Origin of the sequence: Clostridium sp. LIBA-8841 (assembly GCF_034439435.1) — a bacterium.
Classification (GTDB): Bacteria; Bacillota; Clostridia; order Clostridiales; family Clostridiaceae; genus Sarcina.
Window position 1 is genome coordinate 67,420 of record NZ_JAPCKJ010000006.1, and the last position, 14,717, is coordinate 82,136.

At 29.2% G+C, this 14,717-nt stretch carries 16 protein-coding genes; 15 read left to right on the forward strand and 1 reads right to left on the reverse strand.

Going from position 1 to position 14,717, the window contains the following annotated elements:
• Window positions 1–16 precede the first annotated feature (16 nt).
• The 12 genes from rpsK (at window position 17) to cwlD (ending at window position 10,282) form a co-directional block, all read left to right on the forward strand.
• Complete coding sequence (rpsK, locus tag OIF33_RS14800) at window positions 17–412, forward strand: 30S ribosomal protein S11 (protein WP_003454436.1); 396 nt, start codon at window positions 17–19, stop codon at window positions 410–412.
• Between the two features lie 23 nt (window positions 413–435).
• A complete protein-coding gene (gene rpsD, locus OIF33_RS14805; RefSeq protein ID WP_003470276.1) occupies window positions 436–1,056 on the forward strand; it encodes a 30S ribosomal protein S4 in 621 nt (206 codons plus the stop codon).
• A gap of 84 nt (window positions 1,057–1,140) precedes the next feature.
• Window positions 1,141–2,088 carry a DNA-directed RNA polymerase subunit alpha gene (locus tag OIF33_RS14810; protein ID WP_003454404.1) on the forward strand — a complete coding sequence of 316 codons (948 nt, stop codon included), beginning with the start codon at window positions 1,141–1,143 and terminating at the stop codon, window positions 2,086–2,088.
• Window positions 2,089–2,104: 16 nt separating this feature from the next.
• Window positions 2,105–2,446: a 50S ribosomal protein L17 gene (rplQ, locus tag OIF33_RS14815; RefSeq protein WP_003454231.1), complete on the forward strand. Its 342-nt coding sequence runs from the start codon at window positions 2,105–2,107 to the stop codon at window positions 2,444–2,446.
• A 370-nt stretch (window positions 2,447–2,816) separates the two neighbouring features.
• The gene (locus OIF33_RS14820; RefSeq protein WP_322505005.1) at window positions 2,817–3,662 is read left to right on the forward strand and encodes an energy-coupling factor transporter ATPase; all 846 of its coding nucleotides are present in this window, start codon (window positions 2,817–2,819) and stop codon (window positions 3,660–3,662) included.
• A complete protein-coding gene (locus OIF33_RS14825) occupies window positions 3,647–4,504 on the forward strand; it encodes an energy-coupling factor transporter ATPase (protein ID WP_322505006.1) in 858 nt (285 codons plus the stop codon). The genes OIF33_RS14820 and OIF33_RS14825 overlap by 16 nt, the downstream gene beginning before the upstream one ends.
• Window positions 4,505–4,519: 15 nt before the next feature.
• The gene (locus OIF33_RS14830) at window positions 4,520–5,326 is read left to right on the forward strand and encodes an energy-coupling factor transporter transmembrane component T (protein WP_322505007.1); all 807 of its coding nucleotides are present in this window, start codon (window positions 4,520–4,522) and stop codon (window positions 5,324–5,326) included.
• A gap of 182 nt (window positions 5,327–5,508) precedes the next feature.
• The gene (gene truA / locus OIF33_RS14835; protein WP_322505008.1) at window positions 5,509–6,243 is read left to right on the forward strand and encodes a tRNA pseudouridine(38-40) synthase TruA; all 735 of its coding nucleotides are present in this window, start codon (window positions 5,509–5,511) and stop codon (window positions 6,241–6,243) included.
• 146 nt (window positions 6,244–6,389) lie between these two features.
• Window positions 6,390–6,824 (forward strand): 50S ribosomal protein L13, encoded by a 435-nt coding sequence (gene rplM / locus OIF33_RS14840; protein ID WP_322505009.1) that lies wholly within the window; start codon window positions 6,390–6,392, stop codon window positions 6,822–6,824.
• A gap of 26 nt (window positions 6,825–6,850) precedes the next feature.
• The gene (gene rpsI, locus OIF33_RS14845; protein ID WP_322505010.1) at window positions 6,851–7,243 is read left to right on the forward strand and encodes a 30S ribosomal protein S9; all 393 of its coding nucleotides are present in this window, start codon (window positions 6,851–6,853) and stop codon (window positions 7,241–7,243) included.
• A 513-nt stretch (window positions 7,244–7,756) separates the two neighbouring features.
• On the forward strand, window positions 7,757–9,370 hold the full coding sequence (locus OIF33_RS14850) for a Na/Pi cotransporter family protein (protein ID WP_322505011.1): 1,614 nt from the start codon (window positions 7,757–7,759) through the stop codon (window positions 9,368–9,370).
• Between the two features lie 219 nt (window positions 9,371–9,589).
• Window positions 9,590–10,282 carry an N-acetylmuramoyl-L-alanine amidase CwlD gene (cwlD, locus tag OIF33_RS14855; protein WP_322505012.1) on the forward strand — a complete coding sequence of 231 codons (693 nt, stop codon included), beginning with the start codon at window positions 9,590–9,592 and terminating at the stop codon, window positions 10,280–10,282.
• 234 nt (window positions 10,283–10,516) lie between these two features.
• Here cwlD and OIF33_RS14860 read toward each other — a convergent pair whose 3' ends face one another.
• Window positions 10,517–11,374 (reverse strand): YitT family protein, encoded by an 858-nt coding sequence (locus tag OIF33_RS14860; protein WP_322505013.1) that lies wholly within the window; start codon window positions 11,372–11,374, stop codon window positions 10,517–10,519.
• 253 nt (window positions 11,375–11,627) lie between these two features.
• Between OIF33_RS14860 and OIF33_RS14865 the strand changes: the two genes are divergently transcribed.
• From OIF33_RS14865 to OIF33_RS14875, 3 genes are all read left to right on the forward strand, one after another.
• The gene (locus OIF33_RS14865) at window positions 11,628–12,326 is read left to right on the forward strand and encodes a response regulator transcription factor (RefSeq protein ID WP_322505014.1); all 699 of its coding nucleotides are present in this window, start codon (window positions 11,628–11,630) and stop codon (window positions 12,324–12,326) included.
• Complete coding sequence (locus OIF33_RS14870; RefSeq protein ID WP_322505015.1) at window positions 12,304–14,127, forward strand: HAMP domain-containing sensor histidine kinase; 1,824 nt, start codon at window positions 12,304–12,306, stop codon at window positions 14,125–14,127. Before OIF33_RS14865 ends, OIF33_RS14870 begins: the two co-directional genes overlap by 23 nt.
• A 124-nt stretch (window positions 14,128–14,251) precedes the next feature.
• On the forward strand, window positions 14,252–14,608 hold the full coding sequence (locus OIF33_RS14875; protein WP_322505016.1) for an arsenate reductase family protein: 357 nt from the start codon (window positions 14,252–14,254) through the stop codon (window positions 14,606–14,608).
• The last annotated feature ends 109 nt before the right edge of the window (window positions 14,609–14,717 follow it).

Genomic DNA, 14,717 nt, shown 5'->3' on the forward strand with positions numbered 1-14,717 from the left:
TTAAGGAGGGAAGACAATGGCAGCTCAAAAAGTTAAAAAAACTAGAAGAAGAAAAGAAAGAAAAAATGTTGAGCATGGTGCAGCACACATCCAATCAACATTCAATAACTCAATAGTTACTTTAACTGATGCAAAAGGAAATGCATTAGCATGGGCAAGTGCTGGTGGACTTGGATTCAAAGGTTCAAGAAAAAGCACACCATTTGCAGCTCAAATGGCAGCTGAAACAGCAGCTAAAGCAGCTATGGAACACGGATTAAAAAGCGTTGAGGTTTACGTAAAAGGACCAGGTGCTGGAAGAGAAGCAGCTATAAGAAGCTTACAAGCAGCTGGATTAGAAGTTACTTTAATAAAAGATGTAACTCCAATTCCACACAATGGATGTAGACCACCAAAAAGAAGAAGAGTTTAGTAACGTCACGGGAGGTGTAATGAATGGCAAGATATACTGGAGCTACATGTAAGTTATGTAGAAGAGAAGGTATGAAATTATTCCTAAAAGGGGATAGATGTTATACAGATAAATGTGCTTTCGTTAGAAGAAGCTATGCACCAGGACAACACGGAGCAAGCAGAAAGAAATTATCTAACTACGGAACACAATTAAGAGAAAAGCAAAAAGCTAAGAGAATATACGGAGTTCTTGAAGGTCAGTTCAGAAACACATATGAAAGAGCTGAAAAAATGAGAGGAATCGCCGGTGAAAACTTACTTAAGTTATTAGAAATGAGATTAGATAACGTTGTTTACAGATTAGGATATGGTGCTTCAAGAACAGAAGCTAGACAATTAGTAAACCATGGTCATTTCTTAGTAAATGGTAAAAAAGTTGATATAGCATCATTCAAAGTATCAGTTAACGATGTTATAACAGTTTGTGAAAAGAGCAGAGGATCAGAAAGATTCAAAATGTTTGCTGAAAATCCAAAAGCTTTACCAAAATGGTTAGAAGCTAACGTTGAAAACTTCGAAGGTAAAGTTGTTGCTGAACCTGCAAGAGAAGATATCGATGTACCAGTTAACGAGACTCTAATCGTCGAGTTATACAGCAAATAATAATTAATGATCTTAAGAGTACTTTTACAATTGGATCAGTTGCCCTCATAAGGTTGCCATTTTTATATTAAGGAGGGTTTTTAAATGTTAGAAATAGAAAAGCCAGTAATTCAATGTGTTGAATCAAACGATAACGGAACATATGGTAAGTTTGAGATTGAACCATTAGAAAGAGGTTATGGAATAACTCTTGGTAATGCATTAAGAAGAATATTACTTTCTTCTTTACCTGGAGTAGCTCCAACTTCAGTTAAAATAGATTCAGTTCTTCATGAATTTTCAACAATAACAGGTGTTAAAGAAGATGTTACAGAGATAATCTTAAATCTTAAAATGTTAGCACTTACTATGGAAGGTGAAGGACCAAAAACTATTTATATTGATGCTCAAGGACCAGGTGTTGTGACTGGAGCAGATATAAAAACAGATGGTGATGTAGAAGTTGTAAACAAAGATCTACATATCGCTACATTAGACAACGATGGTAAGTTATATATGGAAATCGTAGTTAATAGAGGAAGAGGATATGTTACTCAAAACAAAAATAAAACAGAAGATCTTCCATTATCAGCTATAGCTATAGATTCTATATACACTCCTGTAAAGAGAGTTAATTTCTCTGTTCAAAATACAAGAGTTGGTCAAATTACTGACTATGATAAACTTACATTAGAGATTTGGACTAATGGAACTATAAGAATAGAAGAAGCGATTTCATTATCAGCTAAAATTCTTATAGAGCACTTCAAATTATTCATGACTTTAACTGACAACGCTAATGATGTTGAGATAATGATTGAAAAAGAAGAAGATAAAAAAGAAAAAGCTTTAGAGATGACTATAGAAGAGCTTGACTTATCAGTAAGATCATACAATTGCTTAAAAAGAGCAGGTATAAACACTGTTCAAGAGCTTGCGGGCAAGAGCATGGATGATATGATGAAAGTTAGAAACTTAGGTAAGAAGTCTCTAGAAGAAGTAGAAAGAAAGTTAAACGAGTTAGGCTTAAATTTAAGACTAAATGACGAGTAGGTGAGGAGGTAAAGCCATGGCAGGATATCGTAAGTTAGGTCGTCCTACTGATCAAAGAAAAGCTATGCTTAGAAATCTTGTTACAAGCTTCTTAAAGCATGGTAAAATAGAAACTACTGAAACAAGAGCTAAGGAAACTAGAAGCCTTGCAGAAAAAATGATCACTCTTGCAAAAAGAGGAGATTTACACGCAAGAAGACAAGTATTAGCATTTGTTACAGAAGAAGAAGTTGTTAAAAACTTATTTGACAACATAGCTCCAAAGTACGCTGAGAGAAACGGTGGATACACTAGAATGTACAAAGTTGGTCCTAGAAGAGGAGACGGAGCTGAAGTTGTTATACTTGAATTAGTATAATATATTTCTTTAGAGAGGATTAAGTTTTTGCTTAGTCCTCTTTTGTCATATAAAATAATAATTATAGGGTACTTGTACTAACATATGAAGTTTAAAATTCAAGTCATATTATGGTGGTAAATTAGTAGCTTATTAAATGTTTAAAGAAACTTTTAATAAATATATTTTAAGTTTCAAGAAAGATAATTTTATATAAAGGGTTAAAATAAGGAAATATCTATTTACAAAATAAAATTATTAATAGTATTATTTTATAAGTAGGTATTTTTTTTATACCTAAAATAATTTTTTGAATTTAATACATATTGAGAAAAGGAGTTAATTACTTTTAACTCTAACTACTTTAGATTTAGCTTTATAGGAGGCTAGTATGGGAGAAAATATGATTAAAAGTGAAGATTTAGTTTTTAAATACGTCAACGCTGAAGAACAAACTGAAAAGATTGCAATAAATCACGTTTCTATGGAAGTTAAAAAGGGAGAATTTCTAGTTATATTAGGTCATAATGGTTCAGGAAAATCAACTATGGCAAAGCATATGAATTCTTTATTACTCCCTAGTGGTGGAAAGATGTATGTAGATGGATTAGATACTTCTGATATAGAAAATATTTGGGAAGTTAGAAGAAGAGCAGGAATGGTTTTTCAAAATCCAGATAACCAATTAGTAGCTACCATAGTTGAGGAAGATGTTGCTTTCGGGCCTGAAAATTTAGGTGTTGAGCCTAAAGAAATAAGAGAAAGAGTCGACGATTCATTAAAAGCAGTTGGTATGTATGAATATAGAAAACATGCACCACATTTATTATCAGGAGGACAAAAGCAAAGAATTGCAATTGCAGGAATATTAGCAATGAGACCTAAATGCATAGTTTTAGATGAACCTACAGCAATGCTTGACCCTTCAGGTAGAAGAGAAGTAATGAAAACTATAAAAGAAGTAAATAAGAAGTTTGGAATTACTATAATACTTATAACTCACTACATGGATGAGGCAGCACAAGCTGATAGAATAATTGTTATGGATAATGGTGAAAAGGTAATGGAGGGAGTTCCAAGAGAAATTTTTTCTCAAGTTGAAAAAATAAAATCAATAGGATTAGATGTTCCTCAAGTTACTGAATTAGCTTATGAACTTCAAAAAGAAGGGATAAATATATCAACAGAAATATTAAATATAGATGAGATGGTGAATGCTTTATGTCAATTAAAATAGAAAATTTAAATCATGTTTATATGCCTAAAACACCATTCGAAAAAATCGCATTAAATGATATAAACTGTGAGATAAAAGATGGAGAATTTATTGCATTAATCGGGCATACTGGATCAGGAAAATCAACTTTTATTCAACATTTAAATGGATTATTAAGTCCTACTAGTGGAAATATAATAGTTGATGGGGTTAATATAGCTGATAAAAAAGTTAAGTTAAGTGATATTAGAAAAAAAGTTGGCTTAGTATTTCAATATCCTGAATATCAATTATTTGAAGAAACTATTGAAAAGGATATTGAATATGGTCCAAGAAACTTAGGTATTAGTGAAGAGGAAATAAGTAAGAGAGTTAAGAAATCAATGGAAATGGTTGGCCTTGATTATGAAACATACAAGGATAAATCACCATTTGATTTAAGTGGTGGACAAAAGAGAAGAGTTGCCATAGCTGGTGTTATAGCTATGGAACCTAAAGTTCTTATATTAGATGAACCAACTGCTGGATTAGATCCAAAGGGAAGAGAAGATATACTTGCTCAAATAAAAATTCTTCATAAGGAATATGGAATGACTATAATAATGGTTAGTCATAGTATGGAAGATGTAGCTAAGATTGCTGATAGAGTAATAGTTATGAATAGTGGAGAAATAGTTTTAGAGGGTGAGATAGCTGAAGTATTTAAAGAGGTTGAGGTTTTAGAGAAGATAGGCTTGGCTGTTCCTCAAGTTACTTATTTAATAAAAGAGTTAAGGAAAAAGGGCTTTAACATATCAGAAGAAATATTTACTATTTCTCAAGCTAAAGAAGCTCTTTTAGAAATAATAAAGAATAATAATTAGGAAGGATAAGAAATTATGTTAAAGGACATTACTATAGGTCAATACATTCCTGGGGATTCTTTTGTACATAAATTAGATCCAAGGACTAAGATATTAATATCATTTATCTTTATTGCTTCACTATTTATAGTAGATAAGTTTTGGGGATATATATTTATAATAGCCTTCTTAGGTGCAACAGTATTAATATCTAAATTACAATTTAAGTATTTATATAAAGGACTTAAACCGGTATTTTTATTAATAGCTATAACAGCAGCACTTAATATATTTATGATAAAAGGAACAGAGGATACTCTTATATGGCATTGGAAATTCTTATATATTTATAAGGAAGGGATAACAACAGCTATATTTATGGCTTTAAGACTTATCTTATTAATAATGGGTACTTCTGTATTAACACTTACTACATCTCCAATAGAGTTAACTGATGGGATTGAAAGCTTATTAAAGCCTTTCAAGAAGATTGGAGTACCAGCTCATGAGTTAGCAATGATGATGACAATTGCTTTAAGATTTATACCGACTTTAATTGATGAAACTGATAAAATAATGAAAGCTCAAAAAGCTAGGGGCGCAGATTTTGAATCAGGAAACATAATACAAAAAGCAAAAAGCTTAATACCATTATTAATACCTTTGTTTATTAGTTCATTCAGAAGAGCAGATGAGTTAGCCATGGCTATGGAAGCAAGATGCTATAGAGGTGGAGATGGAAGAACTAGAATGAAAGTATTAAAGTATTCTAAGAATGATTTTATTTCTTTCGGAGTAGCAGGTTTACTTTTAGCTTTATCAATAGTAGTTAGGGTTATGTAATATAAATAAGTTTAGAGTTCAAAGAGATTTAGTACTTTTAATAGGAATTAAATATTGATAATATAAAAGAAAGACTACAAATTTGTGGTCTTTCTTTCTTTGAAAAACAATATAAGTACAAATTTATTTGAAATGTGCTTAATTGAATTTTATTGTATAAAAAGATTTAAAGGAATGATAATATGAAAAATATAAAGTTAACTATAGAATATGATGGAACATCCTATTTTGGATGGCAAAAACAACCTATAGGTAATACTATTCAACAAAGGGTTGAAGAGGCCATAAAAAAAGTTACAAAGGAAGAGGTTGAACTATTGGGAAGTAGTAGAACTGATTCAGGAGTTCATGCAAAAGCTTATGTGGCTAATTTTAAGACTAATTCTAGCATACCAGGAAGGAATTTTAAGGCTGCATTAAATTCAAAGTTACCAAAGGATATAGTTATAATGAATTCAGAAGAGGTAGATGAAGGTTTTCATGCTAGGTATATGACCACTGGAAAGACTTATTGTTACACTATATTAAATAGAGAAGAACCACCAGCATTAGAAAGAAATTATGTTTATCACGTGAAAAAGCCTTTGGATGTTGAGGCAATGAAAGAAGCATGTAAATACTTTTTAGGAAATCATGATTTTAAGGCTTTTCAAAGACCAGGAGGAACAGTTAAAACTTCTGTAAGAACAATTAATGATTTGCACATTGAAACAGAAGGAAATAAAATAAAGATTTTTGTATCAGCTGATGGATTCCTATATAATATGGTGAGATTAATAGTTGGAACTTTACTTAAAGTAGGAAGAGGAAAAGAAAAGCCAGAGTATATAAAGGAAGTCATAGATTCTGGTGATAGAAAAAAGGCGGGAATTTGTGTTCCGCCAACAGGACTATGTCTAGAAAAAGTTTTTTACTAAAAGTAACCTAAATGTATTGACACGCCCGTAAGCGTGTATTATAATTGTATTTGTTTGTAAGAGAGATGTACGGGATTCAATATGAATCTTAACATAAAGTACGAGGACATATAAAACCTATTTTAAAATTCTAGGGAGGGAAAACGATGAAATCATACATTGCAAAAGCACAAGAAGTTGAAAGAAAATGGTATGTTGTTGACGCTGCTGGAAAGCCACTAGGAAGAGTTGCTAGCCAAGTTGCTTCAATATTAAGAGGAAAGAACAAGCCAACATTTACACCAAATGTTGATTGTGGAGATTTCGTTATCGTTATAAACGCTGAGAAAGTAGTTTTAACTGGTAAGAAATTAGATCAAAAAATGTTAAGAAAGCACAGCCTATATGCTGGTGGATTAAAAGAAACTCCATACAGAGAAGTTTTAGAAAATAAACCAGAATTTGCTTTCGAAGAAGCTGTTAGAAGAATGCTTCCAACAGGCGTTTTAGGAAGAAAAATGTTAAAGAAATTAAATGTGTACAGAGGAACTGAGCACAAGCATGCTGCTCAAAATCCAGAAGTACTTGAGTTAAGATACTAATTATAAGCTCGGGAGGAGGAGTTCAAATGGCAAAAGTTCAATACATGGGAACTGGAAGAAGAAAGAAATCAGTTGCAAGAGTAAGACTTGTACCAGGTGAAGGTAGAGTTGTAGTAAATAATAGAGAAATCGAAACATATTTCGGATTAGAAACTTTAAGAGTTGTAGTTAACCAACCATTAGTTTTAACAGAAACTAAAGACAAATATGACGTTTTAGTTAACGTTCATGGTGGTGGATTATCAGGTCAAGCAGGAGCTATAAGACATGGTATATCAAGAGCTTTATTAAAAGCTGACGAAAACTTAAGACCAGAATTAAAGAAAGCTGGATTCTTAACTAGAGACCCAAGAATGGTTGAAAGAAAGAAATGCGGTTTAAAGAAAGCAAGAAGATCTCCACAATTCTCAAAGAGATAATATTGTTTTTATCAGAAAGAAGGAGGAACACCTCCTTCTTTTTTTATATCTTTTTGTAAATATGAGAACTTTTAATCAATAAGATGATTTCATCTTAAGAATAAAAAGTATTTTCTTTTTTTATATAGGCTAAGTTTAAAATAAATATTAGTATTTACAAATACTGAACAATATTTATAGGTAACAAAGGAATATATTACAATAAATATTAACAAATTTGAAATATAAATATGAATAAATCGATTAGACAATAAATGTTATAAAATCTTAAAAGTGGCTTAATAACTTAATGTAAATGTATTCTATGTTTAGTTCTTTTAAATAAATTGGATATTAATTAGAAAAAATTTCAATAATTTGGATTCTATATTAAGTTTAAGTTAAAAAGAATATTTAAAACTTAACAAGCAAGTGATTATATTGTAAAATGTTATAGGATTGATATTTTAAAATTAAAAAAGAAAAATTAGAGATTTGTACTTTACAAATTAAGCAAATTGGAGGAGAAGTATCTTGAAAGATGCAATTTTTACTTTAATTGAGGTTGCCGGTGGTTTAGGACTATTCCTTTTCGGTATGAAGTTAATGGGAGAAGGACTAGAGAACGCTGCAGGTGATAAGTTAAAAAGTATATTAGAGAAAGTTACTAAAAATCCTATATCAGCAGTTTTAGTAGGAGCTTTTGTTACTATGGTAATACAAAGTTCAAGTGCTACTACAGTAATGGTAGTTGGATTCGTTAATGCAGGTCTTATGAACTTAGCACAGGCTGCTGGAGTAATAATGGGAGCTAATATTGGGACAACCATTACAGCACAACTTGTTGCCTTTAAGTTAGATGAGATTGCACCTTTATTTGTAATAATTGGTGTTGTGTTATTAATGTCAGCTAAGCAAAAGAAAAGAAGAGATGTGGCTAACATAATATTAGGATTTGGTATCCTATTCATGGGTATGGGAATAATGAGTTCAGCATTAAAACCATTAGCTGCATCACCAATGTTTAAAGATCTTATAGTTGCTATTGGACATAATTGGTTTTTAGGAATATTTACTGGATTAGCACTTACAGCTATACTACAAAGTTCATCAGCTACAACAGGGATATTAATAGCTTTAGCATCAACAGGTAGTATAGATATAAAAGTTGCATTACCAATATTATTTGGATGTAACATAGGAACATGTGTAACTGCTTTATTAGCTAGTATTGGTGCCAATAAAACAGCGCATAAAGCTGCTGCAATACATTTAATGTTTAATGTTTTAGGTACATTGATATTTATACCATTTATAGCACCACTTGGAGATCTTGTTATAAAAATGAGCCCAGGGGATGTTGAAAGACAAATAGCTAATGCGCATACAATCTTTAATATAACTGCTACTATAATACTTGTACCATTAAGTAAGTACATGATTATGATAGTTAACAAATTAATTAGAGGTGAAGATGAAATTGAGCACTGTGGACCTAAGTATCTTGATGAAAGATTATTAGAAACACCAGTAATAGCTGCAGGACAAGTTCAAAAAGAAACTTTAAGAATGGCGAATAAAGCTAAAGAAAACTTAGAGTTAAGTATGAAAGCTTTTAAAGAAAATAATGAGAGCTTAGTTAAAAAAGTATATGAAAATGAAAAACTTATAAATGTATTAGAAGAAGCAATAACTTCTTACTTAGTTAAATTATCTAAGTGTGAATTATCTGCTAAAGAAAGTAACTTAGTAGCATCAACTTTCCATGTTGTAACTGATATTGAGAGAATTGGTGATCATGTTGAAAATATAGCTGATTTAACATTGGAAAAGGTTGGAAGAAGTCTAAAATACAGCGAAGATGCTTTAAAAGAAATAGATTATATATATAATCAAACAATTAAAGCTTTAGATGTAACAATAGATGCCTATGCAAATGAAAATGTAGATGAAGCTGGAACTATTTACGAAATAGAAAGAAGAATAGATTCATCACAAAAAGAATTTAGAGAAAATCATATTAAGAGATTAAGTCAAGGTTCTTGTAGTGCTTATGATGGTGCAATATTTATGGACTTATTAAGTAACTTTGAAAGAATCGGTGACCATGCAACTAACATAGCTGAAAGTGTTATGGAAGTTTACTAAGATTATTAAAAGAACACCTAGAATTAGGTGTTCTTTTTTTGTATAAACTTTTAGAATATTTCTTTATATATAGGAAAAAATAAATTGGACTTCATAATTAAATAAGTTGTTTATTTTAGAGTAATAATTAAATTTACTTTGATATTAATGCTTCTTTATGGTTTCTAATTAAAGGAATCTTAGAGATATATAATTATATAAATATAGGAGGTATTCTAAATGAAGAAAATAATTAAGATTTTATCAATGATGATGATTTCTTTTTTAGCTTTTAATATGATTCTGGTAAAAGTTAATGCAGAGGAATGTAGAAAAGTTATATTGATAGATCCTGGCCATGGAGGAATAGATGGAGGAGGTAAAAGTGCAAGTGGAATATTAGAGAAGGATATAAACCTATCAATATCCTTGAAAACTAAGGCTATTTTAGAAAGCAAGGGATATAAAGTAGTAATGACAAGAAGTGAAGATGTGGGGTTATATAGTGAAGGTAAAAAGGTAAGAGAAAAGAAACAAGAAGATTTAGCTAATAGAGTTAAGATGAAGAAAGAAAGTAGTTGTGATGTTTTTATAAGCATACATCAAAATATGTTTCCTCAAAAAAGTTGTAAAGGAGCTCAAGTATGGAGTGCCAACAATGAAGCGAGTCAAAAGTTAGGGCAAATAATTCAACAAAAGTTTAGAGAAGAGGTTGATTCTAGTAACAAAAGAGCACCAAAAGTTGCAAAGAAAGAATATAAAATATTAAGTGATGACCATGAATGTTCTTCTGTAATATTAGAATGTGGATTCTTATCAAATCCAGAAGAAAGTGTATTATTAAGTAAGGAAGAGTACCAAACTAAAATTGCTAATGCCATATCAAATTCAATAGATGAATATTTTAAAACAGTAGATGAAAAGAAAAACTAGGCTTGAAAAATTTACTTCAATATCATTAGGTCTAATAGAATTAAATCTATAAGATAAAAAAATAAGGTTTAAAATTAAGAAAAATAGTATTATAAATAAAAGACATATTAAGAAATTAAGTAATTTAAACTTATTCATAAAAACTCCCCAAAATAAATCTACTATATATATACTTTAATTTATTTAGTTATTATGACAATAAAAAAGCTATGCTGTATTAGCATAGCTTTTATTTTATATATTTTTAAAGCCTTTTCCTTTAACTTCTGAAACGTCAATTATAGTTATAAAGGCACTTGAATCTATATAATGTATTGTGTTTTTTAACTCAATCATTTGTCTTGTAGTAACTAGACAATAAAGCATTTTCTTTCTATCGTGAGTATATTCACCTTCAGCTAAAAGAGAAGTTACTCCTCTATGAAGATCATTTATTATGTAATTTATTACTTGTTGTTCTTTATCAGTTATTATAAGTAGTAACTGTTTTGAGTGAATACCTTTAATAACTTTATCAACTAATACTGTCTGTACAAATATAGATATAAGTGTATAAAGTGCTGTTTCTAAACCAAAGAAAATTCCACCTAAAGCAACTATACACATGTTCAGTACGAAACTTAGTGATCCTATATTAAAGTTTGAGTATTTTTTACGGATAACCATAGTAACTATATCTGTTCCTCCAGTTGATCCACCTTTAGAAAATACTAAACCATAACCAAAACCGCATATGGCACCACCAAAAACACAGTACAATAATTTATCATCTAATGATACAAGATGTGATACTGGTGCTGTTATCATTAATGATATAGATAAAGCTAACATTCCTATAGCTGAGTTAAATGTAAACTGCTTTGAAAGTTTAAAATAACTAAGTATAAATAAGGGAATGTTTATGAGTAAAACAACAATACCTGAGTTAACTCCCATTAAGTATTGAAAGATAAGTGCAATACCTGTTGCTCCACCACTAAGAAGTTTAGCATTTGATAAAAATAGGTTTACGCCTAAAGATGCGATAAAACAACCTAAAATAATAAATGCATTATCAATTAGTAATTCTTTTTTCTCTCTAATGTAATTCATTGGGATTCTCCTAAATTTACAATAAATAATTTCATAGGTTATTATAATGCTTTTTTTTTTAAAGTAAAGCAAATAGATACATTGAAAAAGCAACTGATGTGTTTTTATGGTAAAATACATTGTATATACTATGATTTTCACTGAATTAATAGTAGAATTTATATCTTAATAAAATCGTAATAAATAAATATGTTAATTTTAATTTTCCTCCTTTACTATTTAAGGGAGGCATAAGTTTAAGGAGTGCTTTATTATGGAAAAAGAAAAGTTTAATGTTTTAGTTGTTGATGATGAGAAAGAAATAAGAGATGCAATAGATATATATTTAAGAGGTGAGGGAATAAATGTAATAAAGGCTGGAGATGGATTTGAGGCCTTAGAAGTTCTTGATAAAGAAGATATCCATTTAGTAGTTTTAGATATAATGATGCCTAAATTAGACGGTATGAGAACTTGTTTAAAGATAAGAGAAAGTAGAAATATACCAATAATATTACTATCAGCAAAATCAGAGGATAGTGACAAGATATTAGGGCTAAATATTGGTGCAGATGATTATGTGACAAAACCATTTAACCATCTAGAGCTTGTTGCTAGAGTAAAATCTCAATTAAGAAGATATGACTATCCTTTAAATAGAGAAAATACTCAAGACTTAATAGTAATAAAAGATTTAACTATAGATACGGTAAATAAGCAAGTTGCTTTAAGAGATGATAATATCAAGTTAACAGCAACAGAATATAAAATATTAACACTTTTAGCATCTCATCCAGGAAGAATATTTTCAATTAAAGAAATATATGAAAGAGTATGGGAAGAACCTTTTTATAAAAGTGAGAATACGGTAACAGTTCATATAAGAAGAATGAGAGAAAAAATAGAAATTAATTCAAAAGACCCTGAGTATATAAAGGTGGTGTGGGGACTTGGGTATAAAATTGACAAATAGTTTTTCTAGATGGTGGAGAAACTATAGCCTTTCAGTAAGAAGTATAGAAAACATGTTTATAATAATATTTGCAGTATTTATTCCTGTTCTTTATATTATTTTATTTGGAGGATATACTTTCGAAAATATAGTAAAACTAAATGCAAAGGCAAATACTGATATAAGTAACACTGTTATGTATAGAAATGCATTAATAAATCCACAGAGATATAGAGAAAGTAGACTTTTAGCTCAATCTGTAGATATATCGGATTTTCTATATAATGAAACCAACTATTTAAGTACATTAGATAGCCTAGATACAAGAGAAGAAAAGCAAGCTTTTATTTCAAAGCTTCAAGAAAGAGCAACTAGTTATTCTGGAGTTGTTTTAGTAAATAAGAAAACTGGAGAATATTACTCTAATAGAGTATGGTTTTATGAAAAGCCATACAATCTTTCAACCCCTAAAGAAGTTTTAGAAAGCTTATCAAAGAATGATAATGTAGTCTTTAAGGAAATCAATCCTTCAGATAATTATGAAGAAATATATTTTTCTAGAGGAGAGCTTTATGATTCTGAAATAAGTTCAATTAAAATTGCTTTTATTGTGACTATGACAACTACAATTTTAATGATACTTTTAATTATAAAAAAACTAGCTATGATTAAAAATATGGGAATAAAGGCTTATAAAAAAAGCTGGAGAAATGGTTATTTCTATAAATTTTTAGAGTGTTTAAATGTATTAATTACGAAGAAGATGTTTATAGAAGAATTTTTAAAAGATAAAGTGGTTATATTCACTATTTCTTTTACAATAATATATATTCTTATAAATGGTTTTATGAGAAATATAGAATTCGTATGGAAGCAATATCACTATGTCTTAACAGATAATAGATATTTATGGTTGATTCCAATTATTTTTATAGTTCATTTTATTGGAAAATTCATAAGAAAGTATGATGGGTTAGATACTATAATAAAAGATATAGAAAAAGTTAAAAAAGGTGATACTGAAATTGAAATAAAGGATAATGATGACAAACAAGTAAGAGAGTTAGCAGATGATGTTAATGATCTAAGATTAGGATATAAAGAATTAGTTGAAGAGGGAGTAAAAAATGAAAAGCTAAAAACAGAACTAATATCTAATGTTTCACATGATTTAAAAACTCCATTAACTTCAATAATAAATTATGTAAATATCCTTCAATTAAATGATATAACAGAAGAGGAAAGAAAAGAATATATTGAAATATTAGATAAAAAATCTCAAATGCTTAAAAAGCTTATAGATGATTTATTCGAGGTTTCTAAGATGTCTTCAGGTAAAGTTGAATTATTTAAGTATAATATAGATATAATTCAACTTATATATCAATGCATAGCAGAAGTTGAGGACATATATTCAGAAAAAGAAATTCAGTTTAAGATAAATTCACCAGAAGAATGCATTGTAAAAATAGATCCTCAAAGAATGTCTAGGGTTTTTCAAAATTTAACTACTAATGCTTTAAAATATAGTTTAGAGAAAACTAGAGTATATATTGAAATTAAAGATTTAGAAAACTATTTAGAAATATCATTTAAAAATATTTCATCATATGCCTTAGATTTTGATGAACAGGATATTTTGGAAAGATTTGCAAGAGGAGATGAATCAAGAAATTCAACTATAGAAGGATCAGGATTAGGATTAGCTATAGCTAAAACTATCGTGGAACTTCATAACGGTAAATTTAGAGTTGAATGTGAAGGTGATTTATTTAAAGCTTTTGTAATAATACCTAAGAATAAGGAAGACAATAATGAATAAGAATTATAGTCTTTTATTATTAACTTATTTTAAAATCTTCACATAAAGAGTATAATTACTATATAATAATATTTATTTAATAAAATTATTTGTTAAAATATTAATTAAGAGAAGGTGTGAGGAAATGAGTTATTTATTTTTAGAGTATCCTAAATGTAGCACTTGTAGAAAGGCTAAGAAGTGGCTTGAGGAGAATAATATAGATTTTATAGATAGAATGATAGTTGAAGAAAATCCGACTAAAGAGGAATTAAAAACTTGGTATGAAAAAAGTGGAGTTAAGTTAAGTAAGTTTTTTAATACTTCAGGTAAATTATATAGGGAAATGAACCTAAAGGATAAAGTAAAAACTGCTAGTGAAGATGAGCTTTTAGAAATACTGTCAAGTAATGGTATGTTAGTAAAAAGACCGCTACTTATAAAAGATGATTTAATTCTTATAGGATTTAAAGAAGAAGAGTGGAATGAAAATTTAAAATAATTAAAAGACTACAGGAGAAGATTCTGTAGTCTTTTTTTATTAGTATACCAAAAGCATTATTCTACTTATTGTAGGAATAAATTTAAATTGTCAATAATTATTATTAAGC

What these genes read in the sequence shown, in the direction of transcription:
- rpsI (WP_322505010.1), top strand. Translation starts at nt 6,851, where the DNA reads ATGGCAAAAGTTCAATACATGGGAACTGGAAGAAGAAAGAAATCAGTT.
- OIF33_RS14830 (WP_322505007.1), top strand. Translation starts at nt 4,520, where the DNA reads ATGTTAAAGGACATTACTATAGGTCAATACATTCCTGGGGATTCTTTT.
- rplQ (WP_003454231.1), top strand. Translation starts at nt 2,105, where the DNA reads ATGGCAGGATATCGTAAGTTAGGTCGTCCTACTGATCAAAGAAAAGCT.
- OIF33_RS14810 (WP_003454404.1), top strand. Translation starts at nt 1,141, where the DNA reads ATGTTAGAAATAGAAAAGCCAGTAATTCAATGTGTTGAATCAAACGAT.
- OIF33_RS14865 (WP_322505014.1), top strand. Translation starts at nt 11,628, where the DNA reads ATGGAAAAAGAAAAGTTTAATGTTTTAGTTGTTGATGATGAGAAAGAA.
- truA (WP_322505008.1), top strand. Translation starts at nt 5,509, where the DNA reads ATGAAAAATATAAAGTTAACTATAGAATATGATGGAACATCCTATTTT.
- rplM (WP_322505009.1), top strand. Translation starts at nt 6,390, where the DNA reads ATGAAATCATACATTGCAAAAGCACAAGAAGTTGAAAGAAAATGGTAT.
- OIF33_RS14860 (WP_322505013.1), bottom strand. Translation starts at nt 11,374, where the DNA reads ATGAATTACATTAGAGAGAAAAAAGAATTACTAATTGATAATGCATTT.
- OIF33_RS14820 (WP_322505005.1), top strand. Translation starts at nt 2,817, where the DNA reads ATGGGAGAAAATATGATTAAAAGTGAAGATTTAGTTTTTAAATACGTC.
- rpsD (WP_003470276.1), top strand. Translation starts at nt 436, where the DNA reads ATGGCAAGATATACTGGAGCTACATGTAAGTTATGTAGAAGAGAAGGT.
- OIF33_RS14875 (WP_322505016.1), top strand. Translation starts at nt 14,252, where the DNA reads ATGAGTTATTTATTTTTAGAGTATCCTAAATGTAGCACTTGTAGAAAG.
- OIF33_RS14825 (WP_322505006.1), top strand. Translation starts at nt 3,647, where the DNA reads ATGTCAATTAAAATAGAAAATTTAAATCATGTTTATATGCCTAAAACA.
- rpsK (WP_003454436.1), top strand. Translation starts at nt 17, where the DNA reads ATGGCAGCTCAAAAAGTTAAAAAAACTAGAAGAAGAAAAGAAAGAAAA.
- cwlD (WP_322505012.1), top strand. Translation starts at nt 9,590, where the DNA reads ATGAAGAAAATAATTAAGATTTTATCAATGATGATGATTTCTTTTTTA.